This window comes from Mycobacterium sp. 29Ha, assembly GCF_032883055.1.
Classification (GTDB): Bacteria; Actinomycetota; Actinomycetes; order Mycobacteriales; family Mycobacteriaceae; genus Mycobacterium; species Mycobacterium gallinarum.
Genome location: NZ_JAMQTI010000007.1, coordinates 176,390 through 195,405, shown reverse-complemented (window position 1 = coordinate 195,405; position 19,016 = coordinate 176,390). Strand labels below are relative to the sequence as shown.

19 protein-coding genes are annotated in these 19,016 nt (G+C 64.6%); 13 read left to right on the top strand and 6 right to left on the bottom strand.

Annotated features, from left to right (window positions below; translation table 11 throughout):
- Positions 1-10: 10 nt before the first annotated feature.
- Positions 11-478 (top strand): GreA/GreB family elongation factor, encoded by a 468-nt coding sequence (locus M1248_RS11640; protein ID WP_317148415.1) that lies wholly within the window; start codon positions 11-13, stop codon positions 476-478.
- 247 nt (positions 479-725) lie between these two features.
- Here M1248_RS11640 and M1248_RS11635 read toward each other — a convergent pair whose 3' ends face one another.
- From M1248_RS11635 to M1248_RS11620, 4 genes are all read right to left on the bottom strand, one after another.
- Positions 726-1,361: a trimeric intracellular cation channel family protein gene (locus tag M1248_RS11635; protein ID WP_317148414.1), complete on the bottom strand. Its 636-nt coding sequence runs from the start codon at positions 1,359-1,361 to the stop codon at positions 726-728.
- A 117-nt stretch (positions 1,362-1,478) separates the two neighbouring features.
- Complete coding sequence (fadD17, locus tag M1248_RS11630) at positions 1,479-2,999, bottom strand: long-chain-fatty-acid--CoA ligase FadD17 (RefSeq protein WP_317148413.1); 1,521 nt, start codon at positions 2,997-2,999, stop codon at positions 1,479-1,481.
- A gap of 48 nt (positions 3,000-3,047) precedes the next feature.
- Positions 3,048-4,145: an acyl-CoA dehydrogenase family protein gene (locus M1248_RS11625; RefSeq protein ID WP_317148412.1), complete on the bottom strand. Its 1,098-nt coding sequence runs from the start codon at positions 4,143-4,145 to the stop codon at positions 3,048-3,050.
- Positions 4,146-4,158: 13 nt separating this feature from the next.
- Positions 4,159-5,340, bottom strand: a complete 1,182-nt coding sequence (locus tag M1248_RS11620) for an acyl-CoA dehydrogenase family protein (RefSeq protein WP_317148411.1) — start codon at positions 5,338-5,340, stop codon at positions 4,159-4,161.
- A gap of 159 nt (positions 5,341-5,499) precedes the next feature.
- Here M1248_RS11620 and M1248_RS11615 point away from each other — a divergent pair, with 159 nt between their 5' ends.
- The 12 genes from M1248_RS11615 (at position 5,500) to M1248_RS11560 (ending at position 17,371) form a co-directional block, all read left to right on the top strand.
- Entirely contained in the window at positions 5,500-5,691 is a 192-nt protein-coding gene (locus M1248_RS11615; protein WP_317148410.1) for a ferredoxin, read from the top strand.
- A gap of 12 nt (positions 5,692-5,703) precedes the next feature.
- Positions 5,704-6,612 carry a 3-oxoacyl-ACP reductase gene (locus tag M1248_RS11610; protein ID WP_317148409.1) on the top strand — a complete coding sequence of 303 codons (909 nt, stop codon included), beginning with the start codon at positions 5,704-5,706 and terminating at the stop codon, positions 6,610-6,612.
- Between the two features lie 266 nt (positions 6,613-6,878).
- The gene (locus M1248_RS11605; protein WP_083127371.1) at positions 6,879-7,640 is read left to right on the top strand and encodes an MlaE family ABC transporter permease; all 762 of its coding nucleotides are present in this window, start codon (positions 6,879-6,881) and stop codon (positions 7,638-7,640) included.
- Positions 7,640-8,482 carry an ABC transporter permease gene (locus M1248_RS11600; protein WP_317148408.1) on the top strand — a complete coding sequence of 281 codons (843 nt, stop codon included), beginning with the start codon at positions 7,640-7,642 and terminating at the stop codon, positions 8,480-8,482. Before M1248_RS11605 ends, M1248_RS11600 begins: the two co-directional genes overlap by 1 nt.
- A 14-nt stretch (positions 8,483-8,496) precedes the next feature.
- The gene (locus M1248_RS11595; RefSeq protein WP_317148407.1) at positions 8,497-9,687 is read left to right on the top strand and encodes an MCE family protein; all 1,191 of its coding nucleotides are present in this window, start codon (positions 8,497-8,499) and stop codon (positions 9,685-9,687) included.
- Positions 9,687-10,715, top strand: a complete 1,029-nt coding sequence (locus M1248_RS11590; protein ID WP_317148406.1) for an MCE family protein — start codon at positions 9,687-9,689, stop codon at positions 10,713-10,715. The genes M1248_RS11595 and M1248_RS11590 overlap by 1 nt, the downstream gene beginning before the upstream one ends.
- On the top strand, positions 10,708-11,754 hold the full coding sequence (locus tag M1248_RS11585) for an MCE family protein (protein WP_317148405.1): 1,047 nt from the start codon (positions 10,708-10,710) through the stop codon (positions 11,752-11,754). The genes M1248_RS11590 and M1248_RS11585 overlap by 8 nt, the downstream gene beginning before the upstream one ends.
- Complete coding sequence (locus M1248_RS11580; protein WP_317148404.1) at positions 11,751-13,178, top strand: MCE family protein; 1,428 nt, start codon at positions 11,751-11,753, stop codon at positions 13,176-13,178. The genes M1248_RS11585 and M1248_RS11580 overlap by 4 nt, the downstream gene beginning before the upstream one ends.
- Positions 13,175-14,371: an MCE family protein gene (locus tag M1248_RS11575; RefSeq protein WP_317148403.1), complete on the top strand. Its 1,197-nt coding sequence runs from the start codon at positions 13,175-13,177 to the stop codon at positions 14,369-14,371. Before M1248_RS11580 ends, M1248_RS11575 begins: the two co-directional genes overlap by 4 nt.
- Positions 14,371-16,188: an MCE family protein gene (locus M1248_RS11570; protein ID WP_317148402.1), complete on the top strand. Its 1,818-nt coding sequence runs from the start codon at positions 14,371-14,373 to the stop codon at positions 16,186-16,188. The genes M1248_RS11575 and M1248_RS11570 overlap by 1 nt, the downstream gene beginning before the upstream one ends.
- Positions 16,188-16,883, top strand: coding sequence for a mammalian cell entry protein (locus M1248_RS11565; RefSeq protein WP_317148401.1), 696 nt, complete (start codon positions 16,188-16,190; stop codon positions 16,881-16,883). Before M1248_RS11570 ends, M1248_RS11565 begins: the two co-directional genes overlap by 1 nt.
- A complete protein-coding gene (locus M1248_RS11560) occupies positions 16,883-17,371 on the top strand; it encodes a mammalian cell entry protein (protein ID WP_317148400.1) in 489 nt (162 codons plus the stop codon). Before M1248_RS11565 ends, M1248_RS11560 begins: the two co-directional genes overlap by 1 nt.
- On the opposite strand, the gene M1248_RS11555 is transcribed toward M1248_RS11560, so the two are convergent.
- Positions 17,358-18,818: a trehalose-6-phosphate synthase gene (locus tag M1248_RS11555; protein WP_317148399.1), complete on the bottom strand. Its 1,461-nt coding sequence runs from the start codon at positions 18,816-18,818 to the stop codon at positions 17,358-17,360. The two genes, M1248_RS11560 and M1248_RS11555, sit on opposite strands and share 14 nt — an antisense overlap.
- Positions 18,819-18,983: a hypothetical protein gene (locus M1248_RS11550; protein ID WP_107529025.1), complete on the bottom strand. Its 165-nt coding sequence runs from the start codon at positions 18,981-18,983 to the stop codon at positions 18,819-18,821.
- Positions 18,984-19,016 lie beyond the last annotated feature (33 nt).

The window sequence follows — 19,016 nt, the reverse complement described above, 5'->3', positions numbered from 1 at the left end:
AGGACCGTATATGAGAGACACACAACGCGTCTGGATCTCGACAGACGCCCACGAAAGCCTGCACCAGGAATTGGCAACCCTGCGCAAACTCTGTGCGACCACGGACGGCGATGGAGACATCGGCGAAAATGCCACCGCAATTCAGCGTGCCCGTCAAAGGCGTATTCAACAGATCCATGACCTACTCATCAACGCGGTCGTTGGCGACGATCCGCCCGATGACGGGATCGCCGAGCCAGGCATGGTCGTCACCGTTCGTTACGACGACACCGGTGACACCGAATCGTTTCTCCTCGGCGTTCGCGGGGCCGAACACGGCGATAGCGAGGTGTACTCCATCCAATCCCCGCTCGGCGCCGCCATCCTCGGCGCACGACCTGGTGAGCGCCGCACCTATCAACTGCCAAGTGGTGCTGCGCTTTCCGTCACCATGTTGGCAGCCGTTCCTTACGGCCTGCACAACGCGGAGATTAGCTAGCGGACTCGAATGACGTTCGCAGAACAGGAGCTGAAATGCTTACATCGTTGGGAGGAATCACCCACACCTCGTCTCGAAGAACATTGCGACACAATGATGCTCGCACGATGAAACCTATCGCTCTGGACCGATGGGAGTCCGACGGGGGAGCGCTTCCCGAGCCACAGGTGGTTCGACAAAGCCGAATGAGTCGGGAGAGGCCGGCTGTCCGCGCGGCCCCTCACTCGACGTGAGTTCGCAGGCATGGTCAGCTGTCGTGGCGCCGGCCCGGCGGTCGAGGTGCGTGTAGATCGAATCGGATGCCGATCAGGCGGATGGCGAAGCAGACCAGAGCCGCGCCGAGCGCGACGGCCGTCCCGTGGTAGCCGAAGCTGTGGGCCGCGACGGCGCAGCCCGCCCCGATCAGTGCAGGAATGGCATAGAGCTCGCTACGAAGGACCGTGGGAATCCGACCGATCAGGACGTCGCGAATGGTGCCACCACCCACAGCGGTGATAGTGCCGACGATGATCGCCTGCGCCACGCCGAATCCCATGTCGAGTGCCTTGTAGGCACCCAACACCGCAAAGACGCTCAACCCGATGGCGTCGAGAACGTTGATGGTGGCGGCCAGTCGGTCGAGAACACGGCTGAGCGCGAACGCGATCAGGCCGCCTGCCGACGCCACTGCCAAATAGCGCCAGTCCACGAAGGTGGCGGGCGGCAAGGCGTCGAGCAGGACATCGCGGATCGTGCCCCCGCCCAAACCGGTGAACATGCCCAGCGTGATGACTCCGAAAATATCGAGCCGTTCGGCGCGCACTGCGGTCAGCGCGCCGTTGAGCGCGAAGGCGAAAGTGCCTACGAGATCGAGGACCAACCACAATGGCGATTCAGCCAACATGAGAGAGGTATACCGCGCGAGCTTCAGGTGATCGCGGGATCCGTTACTTCGTACGTTTCAAAAGAGCTACATCCCACCGCACAGTGTCCGTAACGTCGGTCCTGCGCGTATCAATTCTCAGCGTGGAACGGGATACACCGGGTCGTCGCAGTCAGTCCCTTCGGCCTGCAGCCGGCGTTTGATCACCTTGAACGTCTCGGTGCGCGGTAAATCCGTTCCGACCCGCACGAACGACGGCCACTGCTTGGGTCCGAGGTCGGATTGATCGGCGAGGAATTCGCGGAACTGCTCCGGGTCGAACGATGCGCCGTCGGTCAGCACCACCGCCGCCATGACCTGGTCGCCGACGTCGGGCGCGGGGATCCCGTACACCGCCACTTCGACGACGTCGGGATGGCGCAGCAGCACCCGCTCGATCGGCGCTGAGCCGAGGTTCTCGCCGTCGACGCGCATCCAGTCACCGAGCCGGCCGGCGAAGTACGCGTAGCCGTTCTCGTCGCGGTAGGCCAGATCGCCGCTGTGGTACGCCCCGCCGCGCATCCGCTCGGCGTCGGCGCCCGGATCGTTGTAGTAGCCCTCGAAACGCCCGGCGTTGGATGTGTTCACCAACTCGCCCGTGACGCCGGGCGGGCAGGGCTCCCCGGTCTCGACGTCGAGAATTTCGGTGCCTTCGGGCAGCGGGCCGAGCGCTCCCGGCGGGGTGTCCGGTGTGCGGCCGATCGCGATGCCGCCCTCGGTCGAACCGAACCCGTCCATCACCAGGGTGTTGAACCGGCTGGCGAACCTCTCGACGTCGGCGGGTGCGCCCTCGTTGCCGTACACGGCGCGCAGCGGATTGTCGGCATCGTCGGGTTGTTCGGTAGTGGCGAGCACATACGACAGCGGCTTGCCCACGTAGTTGGCATAGGTGGCACCGAACCGACGGACATCCGGCAAAAACTGCGACGCGGAGAACTTGCGCCGCAACGCAAGTGAGCTCTGCGAGGCCAAGGCTACGGACCAGCCGACCAGCACCGCGTTCGAGTGGAACAACGGCATCGACACGTAGCAGACGTCTCGGGGCCCGAGCTCGAATCGCTGCGTCATCATCTGACCCGCGATGGCGACCTTGCCCTGGCTGCACTTGACCGCCTTGGGGTCCCCGCTGGTGCCCGACGTGTAGATCAGCATGAACAGATCACCCGGGTCGGCGTCATATGCGACGACGGGTTCGTCGGAGTGGCGCGCCACCTCGGCTGCCCACTGCGGTGAGTCGACGTCGATGTGTTCGATGTCGCCGACGACAGCCGCCGATGCCGAATCCGCAAGCACCACCTGGCAATCCGCGTGCGTGACGTCGCGCTGCAGGGCCGCGCCACGGCGCACCGGGTTCAACCCCACCGGCACGATTCCCGTCAACCCCGCCGCCACCAGAACCGAGGAGAAGAACGGGGTGTTCTGCAGCAGCACACCGACATGCGGCGGCCGCTCAGGATTCATGCGCGCGCGCAGCGCAGCCGCCACCGCAGCACCGTTGGTGATGTGCTCACGCCACGTGGTGAACGTGTCCTCGAAGTAGACCCCGCGGTCGTCGACGTCGACCAGCGGTGCGATCAGCGCGGTAACGGTGGGAAGCTCGCTTCCCGTCGCCGGGTTCAATGGCTCCCTCCGGTCGCGGGGTTCAATGGCTCCCTCCGGTCGCGGGGTTCAAGCGGGCGTGTCGGCCAGTTCGCGACCGATGCGCAGCAGCTGCCCAGTGGCCCCGCCGACCGCGAACTCCGTCTGCTTGGCCGCCAGGAAGTACCTGTGCACCGGGTGATCGGTGTCGATTCCGACGCCGCCGTGAACGTGCACCGTGGTGTGGGCGACGCGATGCCCCGCCTCGGCCGCCCAGAACGCCGCAGTGTTGACCTCGACCTCGGCCGGCAGGTTTTCGGACAGCCGCCACGCCGCCTGCGTCACGGTCAGGCGCAGCGCCTTGACGTCGATGTAGCCGTCGGCCAGCCGTGACGAGACGGCCTGGAAGCTGCCGATCGGCCGCTCGAACTGCTCACGCTCGCGGGCGTATTCGGCCGTGAGCTCGAGTGCGCGCTCCAGCACTCCGAGCTGAAAAGCGCTGCGGCCCAACGTGCCGTGCGTGGTCAGCCAGGCGAGTACCTCGCCGTCACCCACGATCTGGTCGGCACCCAGCCCAACACCCTGCAGTTCCAGATGGCCGACGCTGCCGTGTCCGGTGGTGCTCAGCGACTCGACCGCGACACCGGAATCGGAGGCGGCGACCACGAAGACCCTGGTGCCGGAATCGGTTTCGGCGGGCACGAGGAACGCGTCGGCGACCGGCCCGTAGCTGACCTGGGTGCGGCTGCCGGTCAACCGGAATCCGTCTCCGTTCGCACTCGCCTGCACCGGACCTTCGCCCATCTCACCGTCGAGCGCAACGGACAGGATCTTCTGCCCGTTGACGGCGGGCACCGCCCACTCCTGCTGCAGGGCTTCGGACCCGAACGTCGCCAGCGCGCCCGCGGCCAACACTGCCGATTCCAGATACGGCACGGCGGCCATCTGCCTACCCAGTGCGACGAGCACCGCGACCTGCTCCAATGCTCCGAATCCGCCGCCGCCCAGGGATTCCGGCGCAGCGGTGGACAAGATGTCGGCTTCGATCAGTTTGCTCCACAGCGTCTTGTCGAAGCGTTCGTCGAGACCGTCGAGTTCGCGTTGGCGTTCCGGCGTGCTGACGGACTCGGTGATGGTGCGCGCCAGTCCTCCGAGATCCTCGGATGCCTCAGTTGTCTTGAAGTCCATGTCGTCTCAGTCCTTACCGGTTGACCCTGGGCAGGCCGAGCGCGACCATGCCGATGATGTCGCGCTGGATCTCGTTGGTGCCGCCACCGAAGGTGAGGATCAGGCACGAGCGGTGCATGCGTTCGATGCGCCCCCGCAGCAGGGCCCCGGGGGTGTTCGTGCGCAGCGTCGCGGCGGTGCCGAGCACCTCCATCAGCAGTCGATAGGCCTCGGTCGCCAATTCGGTGCCGTACACCTTCGCGGCCGACGCGTCAGCCGGTGACGGGGCGGCATCCGTGGAGGAGGCGAGCTCCCAGTTGATGAGCTTGAGCACTTCGGCCTTGGCGTGCACCCGAGCCAGGTTCAGCTGAACCCACTCGGAGTCGATCAGGCGCCTGCCATGGGCGTCCTTGGTGTTCTGTGCCCATTCGCGGACACCGTCGAGCGCCGAGAAGATCGGCTGCGCGGAAACCAGTGCGACGCGCTCGTGGTTGAGCTGATTGGTGACCAGCTTCCACCCCGCGTTCTCCTCGCCGACGAGGCTGGACACCGGCACCCGCACGTCCTGGTAGTAGGTGGCGCTGGTGTCGACGCCGGCCATGGTGTGCACCGGGGTCCACGAGAAGCCCTCGGCCGTCGTCGGCACGATGAGCATCGAGATGCCGCGGTGCTTCTTGGCCTCAGGGTTGGTGCGCACCGCGAGCCACACGTAGTCGGCGTAGGCGATCAGGCTGGTCCACATCTTCTGACCGTTGATGACGTAGTCGTCGCCGTCGCGTACCGCCGTGGTCCGCAGCGCGGCCAGGTCGGTACCGGCGCCCGGCTCGGAGTATCCGATCGCGAAGTGCAGTTCTCCGGCGGCGATCTTGGGCAGGAAGAACTTCTTCTGCTCGTCGCTGCCGAAGTGCATGATCGTCGGCGCGACGCTGTTGATGGTCAGGAACGGCACCGGGACGTTCGCGATGGCGGCCTCGTCGTTGAAGATCAGCCCGTCCATCGGCGGACGCGCCTGGCCGCCGTACTCCTTGGGCCACGAGAGCGTCAGCCACCCGTCCTTGCCCATTTGGGCGACCGTTTCGCGGTAGACGTTGCCCCGCCCCATCTCGCCGTCGCTGGAGGCCAGCGCTTCGGCGCGCTCGGGGGTCATCAGCTTGGTGAAGTACGCCCGTAGCTCGCGACGCAACTCCTCCTGCTCTGGGGTGTAGCCGATCCGCATCGCCTTGTCCTAACTTCTGTAGAGCACCGGTATAAGTGCACCAGGCTTGAACCGAAGTCCAGCCCGACTTCACTCCCGGTTGTAACACGTTCTAGTCTTGGGGTCCAGGCCGGTGCCACACTGGTTGCTCGAAGCAGCCCCGAGCGCAAGGAGTGCGTCATGCGAGTGGAAGTGGACCGTGACCGTTGCGAGGGTAACGCCGTATGCGTTGGAATTGCCCCCGACCTGTTCGATCTCGACGACGAGGATTACGCGGTCGTCAAGGCCGATCCGGTGCCCGCCGACCAGGAGGACCTGGCGGAGCAGGCGATCGCCGAGTGCCCTCGAGCAGCCCTGATCCGCAGAGACTAGAGGTATTCATAAATGACTGCAGATGCGACTGATCTTTCCGGCCTAGTTGCCGTGGTGACCGGCGCGGCCGCTGGACTGGGCCGCGCCGAGGCCATCGGTCTGGCGCGAGCCGGCGCCACCGTCGTTGTCAACGACATCGCAGGTGCGTTGGACCGCTCCGACGTGATCGACGAGATCGTCGCCGCGGGTTCCAAGGCAGTCGCGGTCGCCGGTGACATCAGCGAGCGGTCGACGGCCGACGAGCTGGTGTCCACCGCCGACGGCCTCGGCGGTCTGAACATCGTCGTCAACAATGCGGGCATCACGCGCGACCGCATGCTGTTCAACATGACCGATGAGGACTGGGATGCGGTCATCGCGGTCCATCTGCGGGGGCACTTCCTGCTGACCCGCAACGCTGCGACGTATTGGCGCAGTAAGGCCAAGGAGAATGACGGACAGGTCTATGGCCGCGTCATCAATACGTCGTCCGAGGCCGGCCTGGTCGGGCCGGTCGGGCAGGCGAACTACGGCGCCGCGAAGGCGGGCATCACCGCGCTGACGCTGACGATGGCGCGGGCCCTGGAACGCTACGGCGTGCGGGCCAACGCGATCGCGCCCCGCGCCCGCACCGCGATGACCGCCGACGTGTTCGGCGAGGCGCCGGAACTGACCGAGGGGCAGATCGACTCGCTGTCGCCCGAGCATGTCGTCACGTTGGTGCAATTTCTGGCATCGCCCGCTGCGGAAGGCGTCAACGGACAGCTCTTCATCGTTTACGGTCCTACTGTGACGCTTGTTGCGGCGCCAACGGTCGAAGCTCAGTTCAGCGCGCTGGGTGACGCCTGGAAACCTACGGACCTGTCAAATACATTGCGCGACTACTTTGCTGAACGCGGCTCGGATGCGAATTTCGCAGCCACCGACATTATGAATTCATAAGTCTGACGATCCTGACCGCCCGCGACTTGAGAGACTAGAACACGTTCTAACATGGCGTGTGTCACACCGGCTTTGACCAGCGCGGATATAACAATTTGGACCTTTTTTCCAGTTCTTTGACACTGTGAACTTGTTCTAGTTAGTATGATCCGGCTCACTAAGAGCAGTGCTTAAACCAGGGGTGTAAAGCAAGCGTCGGCGACGTTATCCGAAGTCTTCGCCACGCGAGCCCTCCGCCCGCCACCGCAGAGAAACGGAGCCCGAGGTTGATCGAACAGCTCGCGGCACCGACTCGGGCCGTGGGCGGTTTCTTCGAAATGTCGATGGACACCTTCGTCAAGATATTTCGACGCCCCTTTCAGTTCCGCGAGTACCTCGACCAGACGTGGATGATCGCGCGGGTTGCGCTCATCCCGACCCTGTTGATCTCGATCCCGTTCACGGTGCTGGTCGCCTTCACCCTCAACATTCTGTTGCGCGAGATCGGTGCGGCGGACCTGTCCGGCTCCGGTACCGCGTTCGGCACGGTGACGCAGCTGGGCCCGATCTCGACCGTGCTCGTGATCGCCGGCGCCGGCGCCACCGCAATCTGCGCCGACCTGGGTGCCCGCACCATCCGTGAAGAGATCGATGCGATGCGAGTGCTCGGCATCGATCCTATTCAGCGCCTTGTGGTTCCGCGTGTGCTGGCCTCGACCACCGTCGCCCTGCTGCTCAACGGCTTGGTGATCGCGATCGGTCTCACCGGCGGTTACGTGTTCTCCGTGCTGCTGCAAGGGGTGAACCCCGGTGCGTTCATCAACGGTCTGACGATCCTGACCGGCTTGGGCGAGCTGGTGATCTCCGAAGTCAAGGCCCTGTTGTTCGGTGTGATGGCAGGCCTCGTCGGCTGCTACCGCGGCCTGACCGTCAAGGGCGGACCCAAGGGCGTCGGAGAGGCCGTCAACGAGACCGTCATTTACGCCTTCATCTGTCTGTTCGTCATCAACGTCCTGATGACCGCAATCGGCGTTCGGGTGCTCGGCTGATGAGCTACGACGTGACGCTGAAAATGCGGCGGGCACTCGGATGGTTCCCCAGAGCCGTCGACACCTTCGGCGAGCAGGCGTTGTTCTACGCCGAGTCGGTCCGGTACATGCCGAACGCGGTGCGGCGCTACGGCAAGGAAACGACCCGACTGATCGCGGAGATGACGCTCGGCACCGGCGCGCTGGTCCTCATCGGCGGCACGGTCGGCGTCGCGGCGTTCCTCACCCTGGCCTCCGGCGGTGTCATCGCCGTACAGGGCTACGAATCGCTGGGCAACATCGGCATCGAGGCCCTCACCGGCTTCCTATCGGCGTACCTCAACGTGCGCATCGTGGCGCCGATCATCGCCGGCATCGCGCTCGCGGCCACTATCGGTGCGGGCACCACCGCCCAACTGGGGGCCATGCGCATCTCCGAGGAGATCGACGCCGTCGAATCGATGGCCGTGCACTCGATGTCCTATCTGGTGTCCACCCGCATCGTCGCCGGGCTCATCGCGATCATTCCGCTGTACTCGCTCGCTGTCTTGGCCGCGTTCTTCTCGGCCCGCACCATCACCGTCTTCGTCAACGGACAGTCCGGCGGGCTGTACGACCATTACTTCAATACGTTCCTGATCCCGACCGATCTGCTGTGGTCTTTCGCTCAGGCAATCGTGATGGCGGTCGCGGTGATGTTGGTCCATACCTACTACGGCTACAACGCATCCGGCGGACCCGTCGGCGTCGGTGTCGCGGTGGGTAAGGCGGTCCGGACCTCGCTGATCGTCGTCGTCATCATCACCTTGTTCATCTCCCTGGCCGTGTACGGTGCCACCGGAAACTTCAACCTCTCGGGTTAAGGGGAAGAGAAACCATGTCGAGGACAGTCGCGATCAGGATCGCCGCCGCAGTGCTGGCGACGATCATCGTGGCGTTCTCGGTGTTCACCTATCTCTCCTACTCCGCCGCCTTCACGCCGACCGAGAGCGTGGTGGTCACCTCTCAACGTGCCGGTCTGGTGATGGACCGCGACGCCAAGGTCAAGTACCGCGGGATCCAGATCGGCAAGGTCGAAGACATCTCGTATACCGGTAAAGAAGCGAAGCTGACGCTCGCGATCAACAAGGGCGAGCTTGACTTCGTCCCGTCGAACGCACCGGTGCGGATCGCCAGCACGACGGTGTTCGGCGCCAAGTCGGTGGAATTCCTTGCGCCGGAGCAACCCTCGGGTACGCCGTTGCGGGCCGGTGCCGTGATCGCGGCCAAGGATGTCCAGCTCGAAGCGAACACGTTGTTCCAGACGCTGATCGATGTCCTGGACAAGATCAATCCCATCCATCTGAACGCAACGATGTCGGCGCTCGCGGAGGGCCTGCGCGGTCATGGTGAGGACGTCGGCGTCAGCTCGGCCGGGCTGAATCAGTACCTCGCGCAGCTGAATCCGAAGCTGCCGCAGGTCGAGGCGATTCTCGCGCAGACAAACACGGTGGCCAACATCTACGGCGATGCCGGCCCCGACCTGGTGACCGTCATCAAGAACGTGCCGACCATCAGCCAGACGGTCGTCGACGAGCAGGAGAACCTGAACGCCACGCTGCTCGCGACAATCGGCCTTGCGAACGAGGGAGCCGACACTCTGGAACCGGCGGCAGAAAATTACATCGCCGCCATCCAGCGGATGCGGGCGCCGTTGAAGGTGCTTGGCGACTACTCGCCGGAACTCGGCTGCATCATCCAAGGTATCGCGAAGGGCCGCCAGCGGGGTTCAGACGTCCTCGGTGGTTATAAACCCGGCGCGATGGTCAGCTCGAGCTTCGTGTTGGGCGTGCCCTCATACACGTATCCGGAGAGCCTGCCGATCGTGAACGCCACCGGTGGCCCTAATTGCCGCGGCCTTCCCAACCTTCCCAACATGCAATTCGGCGGCTCTTACTACAGGTCACCATTTCTAGTCACCGACAACGCCCTCATCCCGTATGAGCCGTTCACAGAGGTCCAGGTCGACGCCCCGAGTACATTCCAGTTCCTCTTCAACGGCGCATTCGCAGAACGGGACGACTTCTGATGAAGGGAATCCTGACGAAGGTGAGCATCTTCGTGGTGGCGATGCTGCTGGTTGCCGCCGGTCTGATAGTGATCTTCGGAGAGTTCCGGTTCGCCTCGACGAACCGCTACCACGCCACGTTCAGCGACGCCTCGCGGCTCGAGGGTGGTAACGACGTGCGGATCGCGGGGGTTCCGGTGGGCACCGTCGAGGATGTGAAGCTGAATCCCGACAACACCGTGGATGTGGCGTTCACCCTCAACAAGAAGTACCAGGTGTACTCGTCGACGCGGGCCGTGATCCGCTATGAAAACCTGGTCGGTGATCGCTTTATGGAGATCACCTCGGGCCCAGGCGAACTGCGCAAGATGTCCAAGGGCAGCACCATTCCGAAGACGAATACGCAGCCGGCGCTCGACCTCGACGCCTTGCTCGGTGGTCTACGGCCGGTGGTGAAGGGTCTCGATGGTGAGCAGGTCAACCAGATCAGCGGTGCGATCCTCGAGTTGTTGCAGGGCGAGGGCGGCGCGTTAAATCGATTGCTCTCGGAGACAGGATCATTCAGCCAAACTCTGGGCGATCGCTACCAGGTGATCTCTGAGGTGATCCAGAATCTCAACGAGGTGCTGGGGACCATTGACGAGAAGAGCGTCGAATTCGACGCCAGCGTGGACGAGCTGCAGAAGCTGGTCACCGGTCTGGCGGAGGGCCGGGACCCGATCGCCGGAGCGATTCCACCGCTGGCTTCGGCCGAGGTGGATCTGACCGACATGCTGGCCAATTCGCGACGGCCGCTGCAGGGTGTGCTCGAGAATCTTCGCCCGCTGGCGACTGAACTCGACAACCGGAAGGCCGAGGTCAACGCGGTCGTCGAACCGCTTGCCGAGAATTACCTGCGGTTGAATGCCCTTGGCTCCTACGGGTCGTACTTCAACTATTACATCTGCTCGGCGACACTCAAGTTCAACGGGCCGGCAGGCAGCGACATTCTCCTGCCGATTGGCGGCGTGCCGGACCTATCGAAGGGCAGGTGCTCGGAAAATGGATAGGACGCTCCGGGCCGGCATCTTCGGAATCGCGGTCGTGGTGATGATCGTATTCGTCGCATTCGGTTACAGCAGCCTGCCGTTTTTTCCCCAGGGCAAGTCGTATGAGGCCTTCTTCGCCGACGCCGGTGGCATCTCGCCGGGTAACGACGTCAACATCTCCGGCATCACGGTCGGCAAAGTGAGCGCCGTCGCTCTCGCAGGCGAAGTCGCAAAGGTGACTTTCACCGTCGACCGCGATATCCGGCTGGGCGATCAGACTCTCGTATCGATCCGAACCGACACCGTGCTGGGTGAGAGGTCGCTCGGGGTCGCTCCGGAGGGCAGCGGGTCGGTGACCTCAATTCCCGTGGCTCGCACGACAGTTCCCTACACCTTGAACATGGCCCTGTCGGATCTCGGTCAGAACGCCGGTGCGGTCGACCAGGAGCAGTTGACCCAGGCGTTGGGTGTGCTTACCGATTCATTTCGCGATGCCACACCCGAGCTGCGCCGAACGCTCGACGGGGTGGCGACGTTGTCACGCAGCATCAACGCCAACGACGAAGCGTTGGGCCAACTGTTGGCCCGCGCTAAGTCGTTGACCGGGCTACTCGCCGACCGGGCCGGTCAGGTGAATCAACTCGTCACCGACGGCAATCAACTGTTCGCCGCGCTTGATGAGCGGCGGGCTGCGCTGAGCAACTTGATCGCAGGCATCGACGATGTGTCACAGCAGATTTCGGGATTTGTCGCCGATAACCGCCGTGAATTCGGCCCGGCCCTGAGGAAACTGAATTTAGTGCTGGACAACCTGCTCGAACGCCGTGAGCACATCAGCGAGGCGCTGAAGCGTTTGCCGCCGTATGCCACTGCGCTCGGCGAGTCGGTCGGCTCGGCTTCGGGCTTCCAGGTGAACCTGCCCAACGCGATACCGAACACCACGCAGGAGGCCGCGCTGTTGGACCTGTACTTCCAGCCGGGCAAGCTTCCGGACAGCCTCTCCGACCTCCTGCGCGGGTTCATCAACGAGCGCCTGATCATTAAGCCGAAGTCGCCATGAGCCGCTGGATGCGTTTCGGAATCGTCGGCGCGCTGGTGGTGGCGCTGATCGGTGGCCTGTACGTGGTATGGCCACGTGTGAGCACCTACAAGCTTGTCGGATACTTCGGTTCGGCGGCGGGCATCTACCCGGGCGACGAAGTTCGCGTCATCGGTGTTCCGGTCGGCTCCGTCGAGTCGATCACGCCGCAAGCCGATGCCGTCAAGATCACCATGAGGGTGAAGGACGGCGTCAAGCTGCCCGCCGACGCCCGCGCAGTGATCATGGCGCCGAACCTCGTTGCAGCCCGGTTCGTTCAGCTCACGCCGGTCTACAAAGACGGCGCGGAGATGCAGGATGGTGCCACCATCGAGTTGAACCGCACTGCGGTGCCGGTGGAGTGGGACGACGTCAAGACCGAGCTGACGAGGCTCAGCCAGCAGCTCGGACCGTCGGCGGGCCAGGTTCAGGGCCCATTGAGCGAGTTCGTCAATCAGGCCGCCGACACCTTCGACGGCAACGGCGACTCGTTCCGAGAAGCCTTGCGCGAGTTGTCACAGACCGCGGGGCGACTGGGCGACTCGAGCACCGACCTGTTCAGCACGGTGAAGAATCTGCAGATCCTGGTCGACGCGCTTTCCAATAGCAACGAGCAGATCGTCCAATTCAGTGGGCATTTGGCTTCGGTATCTCAGGTGTTGGCCGACAGCACGGTGGGGCTCGACGACACCCTGGGCAGCCTCAACCAGGCCCTTTCGGACGTTCGCGGCTTCCTAGATGAGAACAACGAGACGCTGATCGGCAGCATTGACAGGCTGACCGACTTCACCAGCATCCTGACGAACCAGACCGACGACGTCGAGCAGATCCTGCATGTCCTTCCAAACGCGTTGGTGAACTTCTACAACATCTACAATCCCGCACAGGGCACCGCGAACGGTCTGCTCGGCCTGCCGGAGTTCCAGAACCCGGTGCAGTTCATTTGCGGCAACTTCGATGGCGCGGGCATGCCCGACTATGACAAGCGATCCGAGATCTGCCGCCAGCGGATGGCCCCGGTGTTGAAGCGCCTCGCGATGAACTTCCCGCCGTTCATGGAGCACGGGATCAACACGATCACCGCCTACAAGGGCCAGGTCATCTACGACACCCCGGCCACCGAGGCCAAGGCCAAGACGTACATCCCCTACCTGGAGTGGATTCCCGCCGACGGGCGGTTCCCGCCGCGACAGGGTGATCCAGGAGATCCCAGCGCGTTGCTGCTTCCGCAGCCCGCGGTGCCGGGACCGCCGCCGCCCGCGCAGCCTTATACGCTCGGTCCGGTCATACTCCCGCCAGGCCCAGCGCCCGCGCCCGGTCCGGTTCCGGGTGCACCGCCCGCGCCGATTCCGCCCGGTCCGCTTCCCGCCGAGGCCGGCGGCGTCCCGCATGGAGGTGGACAGTGACACGCTTGCCAGTGCGCCTCAAAGCGGGTCGCGCGGCCACCCGGACGCTGGCCATCGGCTCCGGCGCAGTGCTGCTTGCCGGCTGCCAGTTCGGCGGGCTGAACTCGCTCGTCATGCCTGGCACCGCCGGGCACGGCAAGGGCTCCTTCTCCATCACGGTGGAAGTGCCCGACGTGGCGACGCTGCCGCAGAACTCGCCGGTGCTGGTTGACGACGTCACGGTCGGCAGCGTTTCGGGCATCGAGGCCGTTCAGCGTGCCGATGGCAGCTTCTACGCGGCGGTGAAGCTGTCGCTGGACGAAAACGTGAAGTTGCCGGAGAACTCGACGGTGCGCGTCGGGCAGACGTCGCTGTTGGGTTCGCAGCACATAGCGCTGGCCCCGCCGATCGACCAGGAGCCGGTTGGCCAACTGCGTGAGGGCGCTCAGATTCCGCTGAGTGACGGCAGCCGCGCTCCGACGACGGAGGAAGTGCTGTCCGCGTTGGGTACGGTCGTCAACAAGGGCAATCTCGGTGCGCTGCAAGACATCACGCAGGAGCTTTACAACGCGGTGGCCGGCCGTGAAGGGCAGTTCGCCGGTCTGATCCCGCGGCTCGCCGAACTGGCCTCGTCGTTGAATCGTCAGACCGACGACATCATCGCGACAGCCGAGGGCCTGAACCGGTTCGCCGGTGTCCTCGCGCGCAGCAAGGACAGTCTGGGCCGGGCGCTGGGCACTCTGCCGGGAGCGCTGAAGGTACTCAACGAGAACCGTGGCGACATCGTCGACGCTTTCGCCGCACTACAGCGCCTCGGCATGGTGGCGTCGCGCGTCCTGGCTGAAACCAAGGATGACTTCGCCAAGGACGTCATCGACGTGTACTCGGTGATCAAGCCGGTCAACGACACCCGCTCGGATCTCGTGTACAGCCTGGACAGCCTGGCGACGTTCCCGTTCCCCGGCAAGAACTTGCCCAAGGTGGCGAGGGGCGACTACTTGAACGTCTTCTCGACCTTCGATCTGACGATCCGGCGGCTCGGCGAAACCATCTTCACGACGTCGTTCTTCGACCCGAACATGAAGCGCCTCGCCGAGGTCGTCACCCCGCCGGAGTTCCTCACCGGTGAGATGGCGAACCTCTCAGGGCAGGCCGCTGACCCGTTCAAGATCCCGGCTGGCACCGCGTCGGGCCAGGAGGTGCCAGCGGAGTAATGTTCAGTCGAACTACGCGAATTCAACTGTGGATCTTCGCCGTCGTGACCGTGCTAGCGGTCGGCGCAATTGCCTTGCTGTACGTACGTATTCCCGCCCGGCTGGGCATCGGCACGTATGAGGTCACGGCGAACTTTGTAGCCGGCGGCGGACTCTACGAGAACGCCAATGTGACGTTCCGCGGCGTCCAAGCCGGCCGGGTCGAGTCCGTCAGCCTGACCGATGACGGTGTCGCCGCGCGCATGCGGATCAACAGCAGCATCAAGATCCCGGAGAACTCCACCGCCACCGTCAAGAGCGTGTCGGCGGTCGGCGAGCAGTACGTGGATTTCGTTCCGCCCGCGGATCCCTCGCAGGCGCTTTTACGCAACGGCGCGACCATTCCCAAGGATCGGACGGCGATCCCGCAGGACGTCGCCGAGCTGTTGCAAGAGGCCGACAGCCTGGTGACCAGCCTTGACAACACCCGCCTCCAGGACCTGCTGCGTGAGACGTTCGCGGCGTTCAACGGCTCCGGGCCGGAGCTCGCGCGACTGCTTTCGTCGGCACGGACGCTGATCGACGAGGCCAATGCCAGCTGGCCGCAGACCTCGACGCTGATCGACCAGGCGGGACCGTTCCTGGACGCGCAGATCCAAAGTGGCGACGACATCCGGTCGTCGTTCGATGGCCTTGCGCGCCTCACCACTGAAGTGGCAGGCGCGGACCCCCAGGTGCGTGACCTGCTCGCCACCGCGCCGGGGGCCGCCGCCGAGGCCAGCGAGACGTTCTCGGGCATCCGCCCGTCGTTCCCGGTGCTCGCCGCCAACCTGGCCAACTTCGGCCGCGTCGGCGTCATCTACCACAAGTCGATCGAACAGGCGCTGGTCGTCTTTCCCGCACTGCAGGCGTCACTGATGACGATCGGCGGTCAGCTTCCCGTGAGCGAGGGCGGCAAGCAGGACTTCAAGATCTCGATCAACGACCCGCCGCCGTGCACGACCGGATTCCTGCCAGGGGCGGAGATCCGCACCCCTGGTGACACAACCATTCGCGATCTGCCGACGGACCTGTACTGCAAGGTCCCGCAGAACGATCCGAGCGTGGTCCGTGGCGCGAGGAACTACCCGTGCCAGGAGTTCCCCGGCAAGCGCGCCCCGACGATCCAGTTGTGCCGCGACCCGGCCGGCTATGTGCCGCTGGGCAACAACCCATGGCGCGGTCCGCCGGTGCCGATCGGCACGCCGTCGGACGTCATGGAGGATGACACGCCCGAGGATGGGCGAAATATCCTGCCGCCCAACAAGTTCCCGTATATCCCGCCGGAAGCTGATCCGGATCCGGGATATCCCGTCGCTCCCGGCCTGTTGCCGCCTGACGTGCCAAGGGGCCCCGGGCCGGCGCCCCATCAGCCGTGGCCGTACATTCCGCCGCCGAATTCGGGACCGCCGCCGCCGCCGTACACGGCATGGATTCCGCCGGCGCCGTATCCGAACGCGTGGCCGCCGCCGGCGATCCCGCCGGGCTGGGCGACCAATCCGACCAATCCACCGGACATCTTCGCCGGGCCCTACGGGCCACCGCCACCGCCTGCACCCGCGCCACCGCCTCCGGGACTGCCACCTGCGGCTGCGCCGCTCGCGGGATTGTCAGACGCAGCGCCGTCACCTGCGGGAACGCCACCTGCGGCCGATGGGGCTGCCTACGGGACGTACGATCAGCACACAGGAGTCTTCGTTGACCCGGCCGGCGGTACGGGGGTGTACGCGCCCGGTGCCGCTGATCTGCGGCCAACTGAGAACTGGCTTGATCTGATGCTGTATCCGAAGCAGGTGTAATGACGTCCACCCAGACACCACCGGGGAAGCCCGTGCGCCGGCGCGCTTCCCGGCCGGCAGGTCCGACGACCGGCAAGGCCCCCGAGACCACCGCCGTAAGCGTTCCGACGGCTGAAGCGGTCGGTGCGACGACCGTTCACAAGGTCGTCAAGCCCGTGGCCCCGCCGTCGCGCCGGTTGGCGCCCAGCCGGCTCGTCACGGCCGTGGCACTGGCCTGTGGGCTTGTCGCGACCGCCATTGTGGGCGCCGCCGTGGCGGTGTTCATCGTCCAGAAGAACAGCGCCGAAGAAGCGCAGGCGCGCAACCAACGCTTTGTCGACACCGCGACGCAGGTGGTGGTCAACATGTTCAGCTTCAAGCCGGACACCGTCGACGACAGCGTCGACCAGTTTTACGACAGCACCAGCGGCCCGCTGCGCGACATGTTCAGCCAGAACAACAATGTCGAGAATCTCAAGGCGATCTTCCGGCAGACCGGCGGCAGTTCCGAGACGGTGATCAACGGCGCCGCCCTCGAGAGCTTCGACGATGTCAGCAACAACGCAACAGTGTTGGTCTCGGCGAGGGTCACCGCCAGTGACATGAACGGGAACAACAGGCCGTCGCAGCCGTACCGGCTGCGCATCATCGTGCACGAGGACGACGACGGGCGAATGACGGCCTACGACCTCAACTATCCCAACGGCGGTAACTGATGCGCTGGGTCGTGCGCGGCATCGTCGCGCTGGTGGCTGTCGCGTTCGTGAGCCTCGCCGCAGTGGGTGGCGGGCTGTACTGGCAGCGGGTGGAGACACGTGGTGAGCAAGCGGCTCGCGCTGAGCTCGGACCACTTGCGCAGAAACAGATTCCGAGCGTATTCACCTATGACTACAAGACCGTCGAGCGTAACCTCACCGACGCGTCCAGCATGCTCACACCCGGCTACCGCAAGGAGTTCGAGGACAGGGCCAACGCTGAAATCATTCCGCAGGCCCGGGCTCGAGAACTAGTGAGTCAAGCCAACGTGGTCGGCGTCGGAGTGCTGGACGCGCAGCGGGATTCGGCGGCGGTGATGGTCTACATCAACCGGACCGTTTCGGACAAGACGAACCGTGAGCAGCCGATCTACGACGGTGCGCGACTGCGCGTCGATTACCAGAAGATCGACGGCAAGTGGCTGATCGACTACATCACTCCGATTTAGCGTCGCGGGTTGCGGTCAGCGCTTCGAGGAACGACTGTGCCCACAGGTCGACGTCGTGTACGAGCACCTGGCGACGCATGGCTCTCATCCGACGCCTGCCCTCCTCAGGTGTCTGATTCAACGCCGCTTCGATGGCGTCCTTGACACCTTCGAGGTGATGCGGATTCGCCAGATAGGCCTGGCGTAATTCGGCTGCGGCACCGGTGAATTCGCTGAGGACCAGGGCGCCGCCGAGGTCGCTGCGGCAAGCGACGTACTCCTTGGCGACGAGGTTCATACCGTCGCGCAGCGGCGTCACGAGCATGACGTCGGCCGCGACGAAAAAGGCGATCAACTCGTCGCGAGGTATCGGCCGGTGCAGGTAGTGCACGATCGGATGCCCGACCTCGGCGTGTTCACCGTTGATGTGGCCGACCTGACGTTCGATGCTCTCGCGCATCGCGATGTAGCTTTCGACTCGCTCCCGGCTCGGCGTCGCGAGCTGGACCAACACGGTGTCCTCACGATTCGCGCGGGCCTCGTCGAGCAACTCCGAGAACGCCTTGAGCCGGACGTCGATGCCCTTCGTGTAATCGAGCCGGTCCACACCGAGCAGAATCTTTCGCGGATTGCCGAGCTCGCGGCGGATCTCCTTGGCCCGCTGACGGATCGGGCGTGTCCGTGCCTGCTGATCGAGAGCCGTCGAATCGATGGAGATCGGAAACGCGCCGACTTTGACGGTGCGCGAGCCGACTTCGATTTCGCCGAACCGTGAACGCACGCCGATGTTCGCGCGCGAGGTGTTGGCGCCCACGAGCCGACGAGCCAGTATCAGGAAGTTCTGCGCGCCGCCGGGCAAATGGAAGCCGACGAGATCAGAGCCGAGCAGCCCCTCGATTATCTCGGTGCGCCAAGGCATCTGCATGAACAGCTCGACCGGCGGGAACGGGATGTGCAGAAAGAAGCCGATGGTCAGGTCGGGTCGCAGCTCCCGGAGCATCTTCGGAACCAGCTGCAGCTGATAGTCCTGGATCCACACCGTGGCGCCGTTGGCCGCCGTTTTCGCCGTCGCCTCCGCGAACCGGCGGTTGACGTCGACGTAGGAGTCCCACCATTCGCGGTGGTAGATCGGCTTGACGATGACGTCGTGATACAGGGGCCACAGCGCCGCATTCGAGAAGCCCTCGTAGTACTCGGCGATGTCCTCGGCGGACAAGCTGACCGGACAGAGCAGCATGTCGTCCTGCTCGATCGTCTCGTCACCGGCGTCGGGTACGCCAGGCCAACCGATCCAGGCACCCCGACGGCGACGCAGAAGTGGCTCCAGAGCTGTCACGAGGCCGCCTGGGGCTCGTTTCCACGTCGTGGTGCCGTCCGGCAGCCGTTCCATGTCTATGGGCAGCCGGTTGGCCACCACGACGAAGTCGGAATCTCCGGAGCTGACCTTCCGGTCACCCCCCCGACTCACTTACGCCTCGAGTTTCGAGGGTCCAATGCCGAGCATCGACAGGAAAATCCGGCACTCGTCGGCGTCGTTCGCATATGCGGCCACGACGCGCCTGGCCTGGCGCGCAGTGCTGTCGGCAAGCGGTTCGACGTCGCCGAGTTCGGCGGGATCAGATTTCGCAGGCATATGACAACTCTAGGGGACGGTGTCATAGCCCCT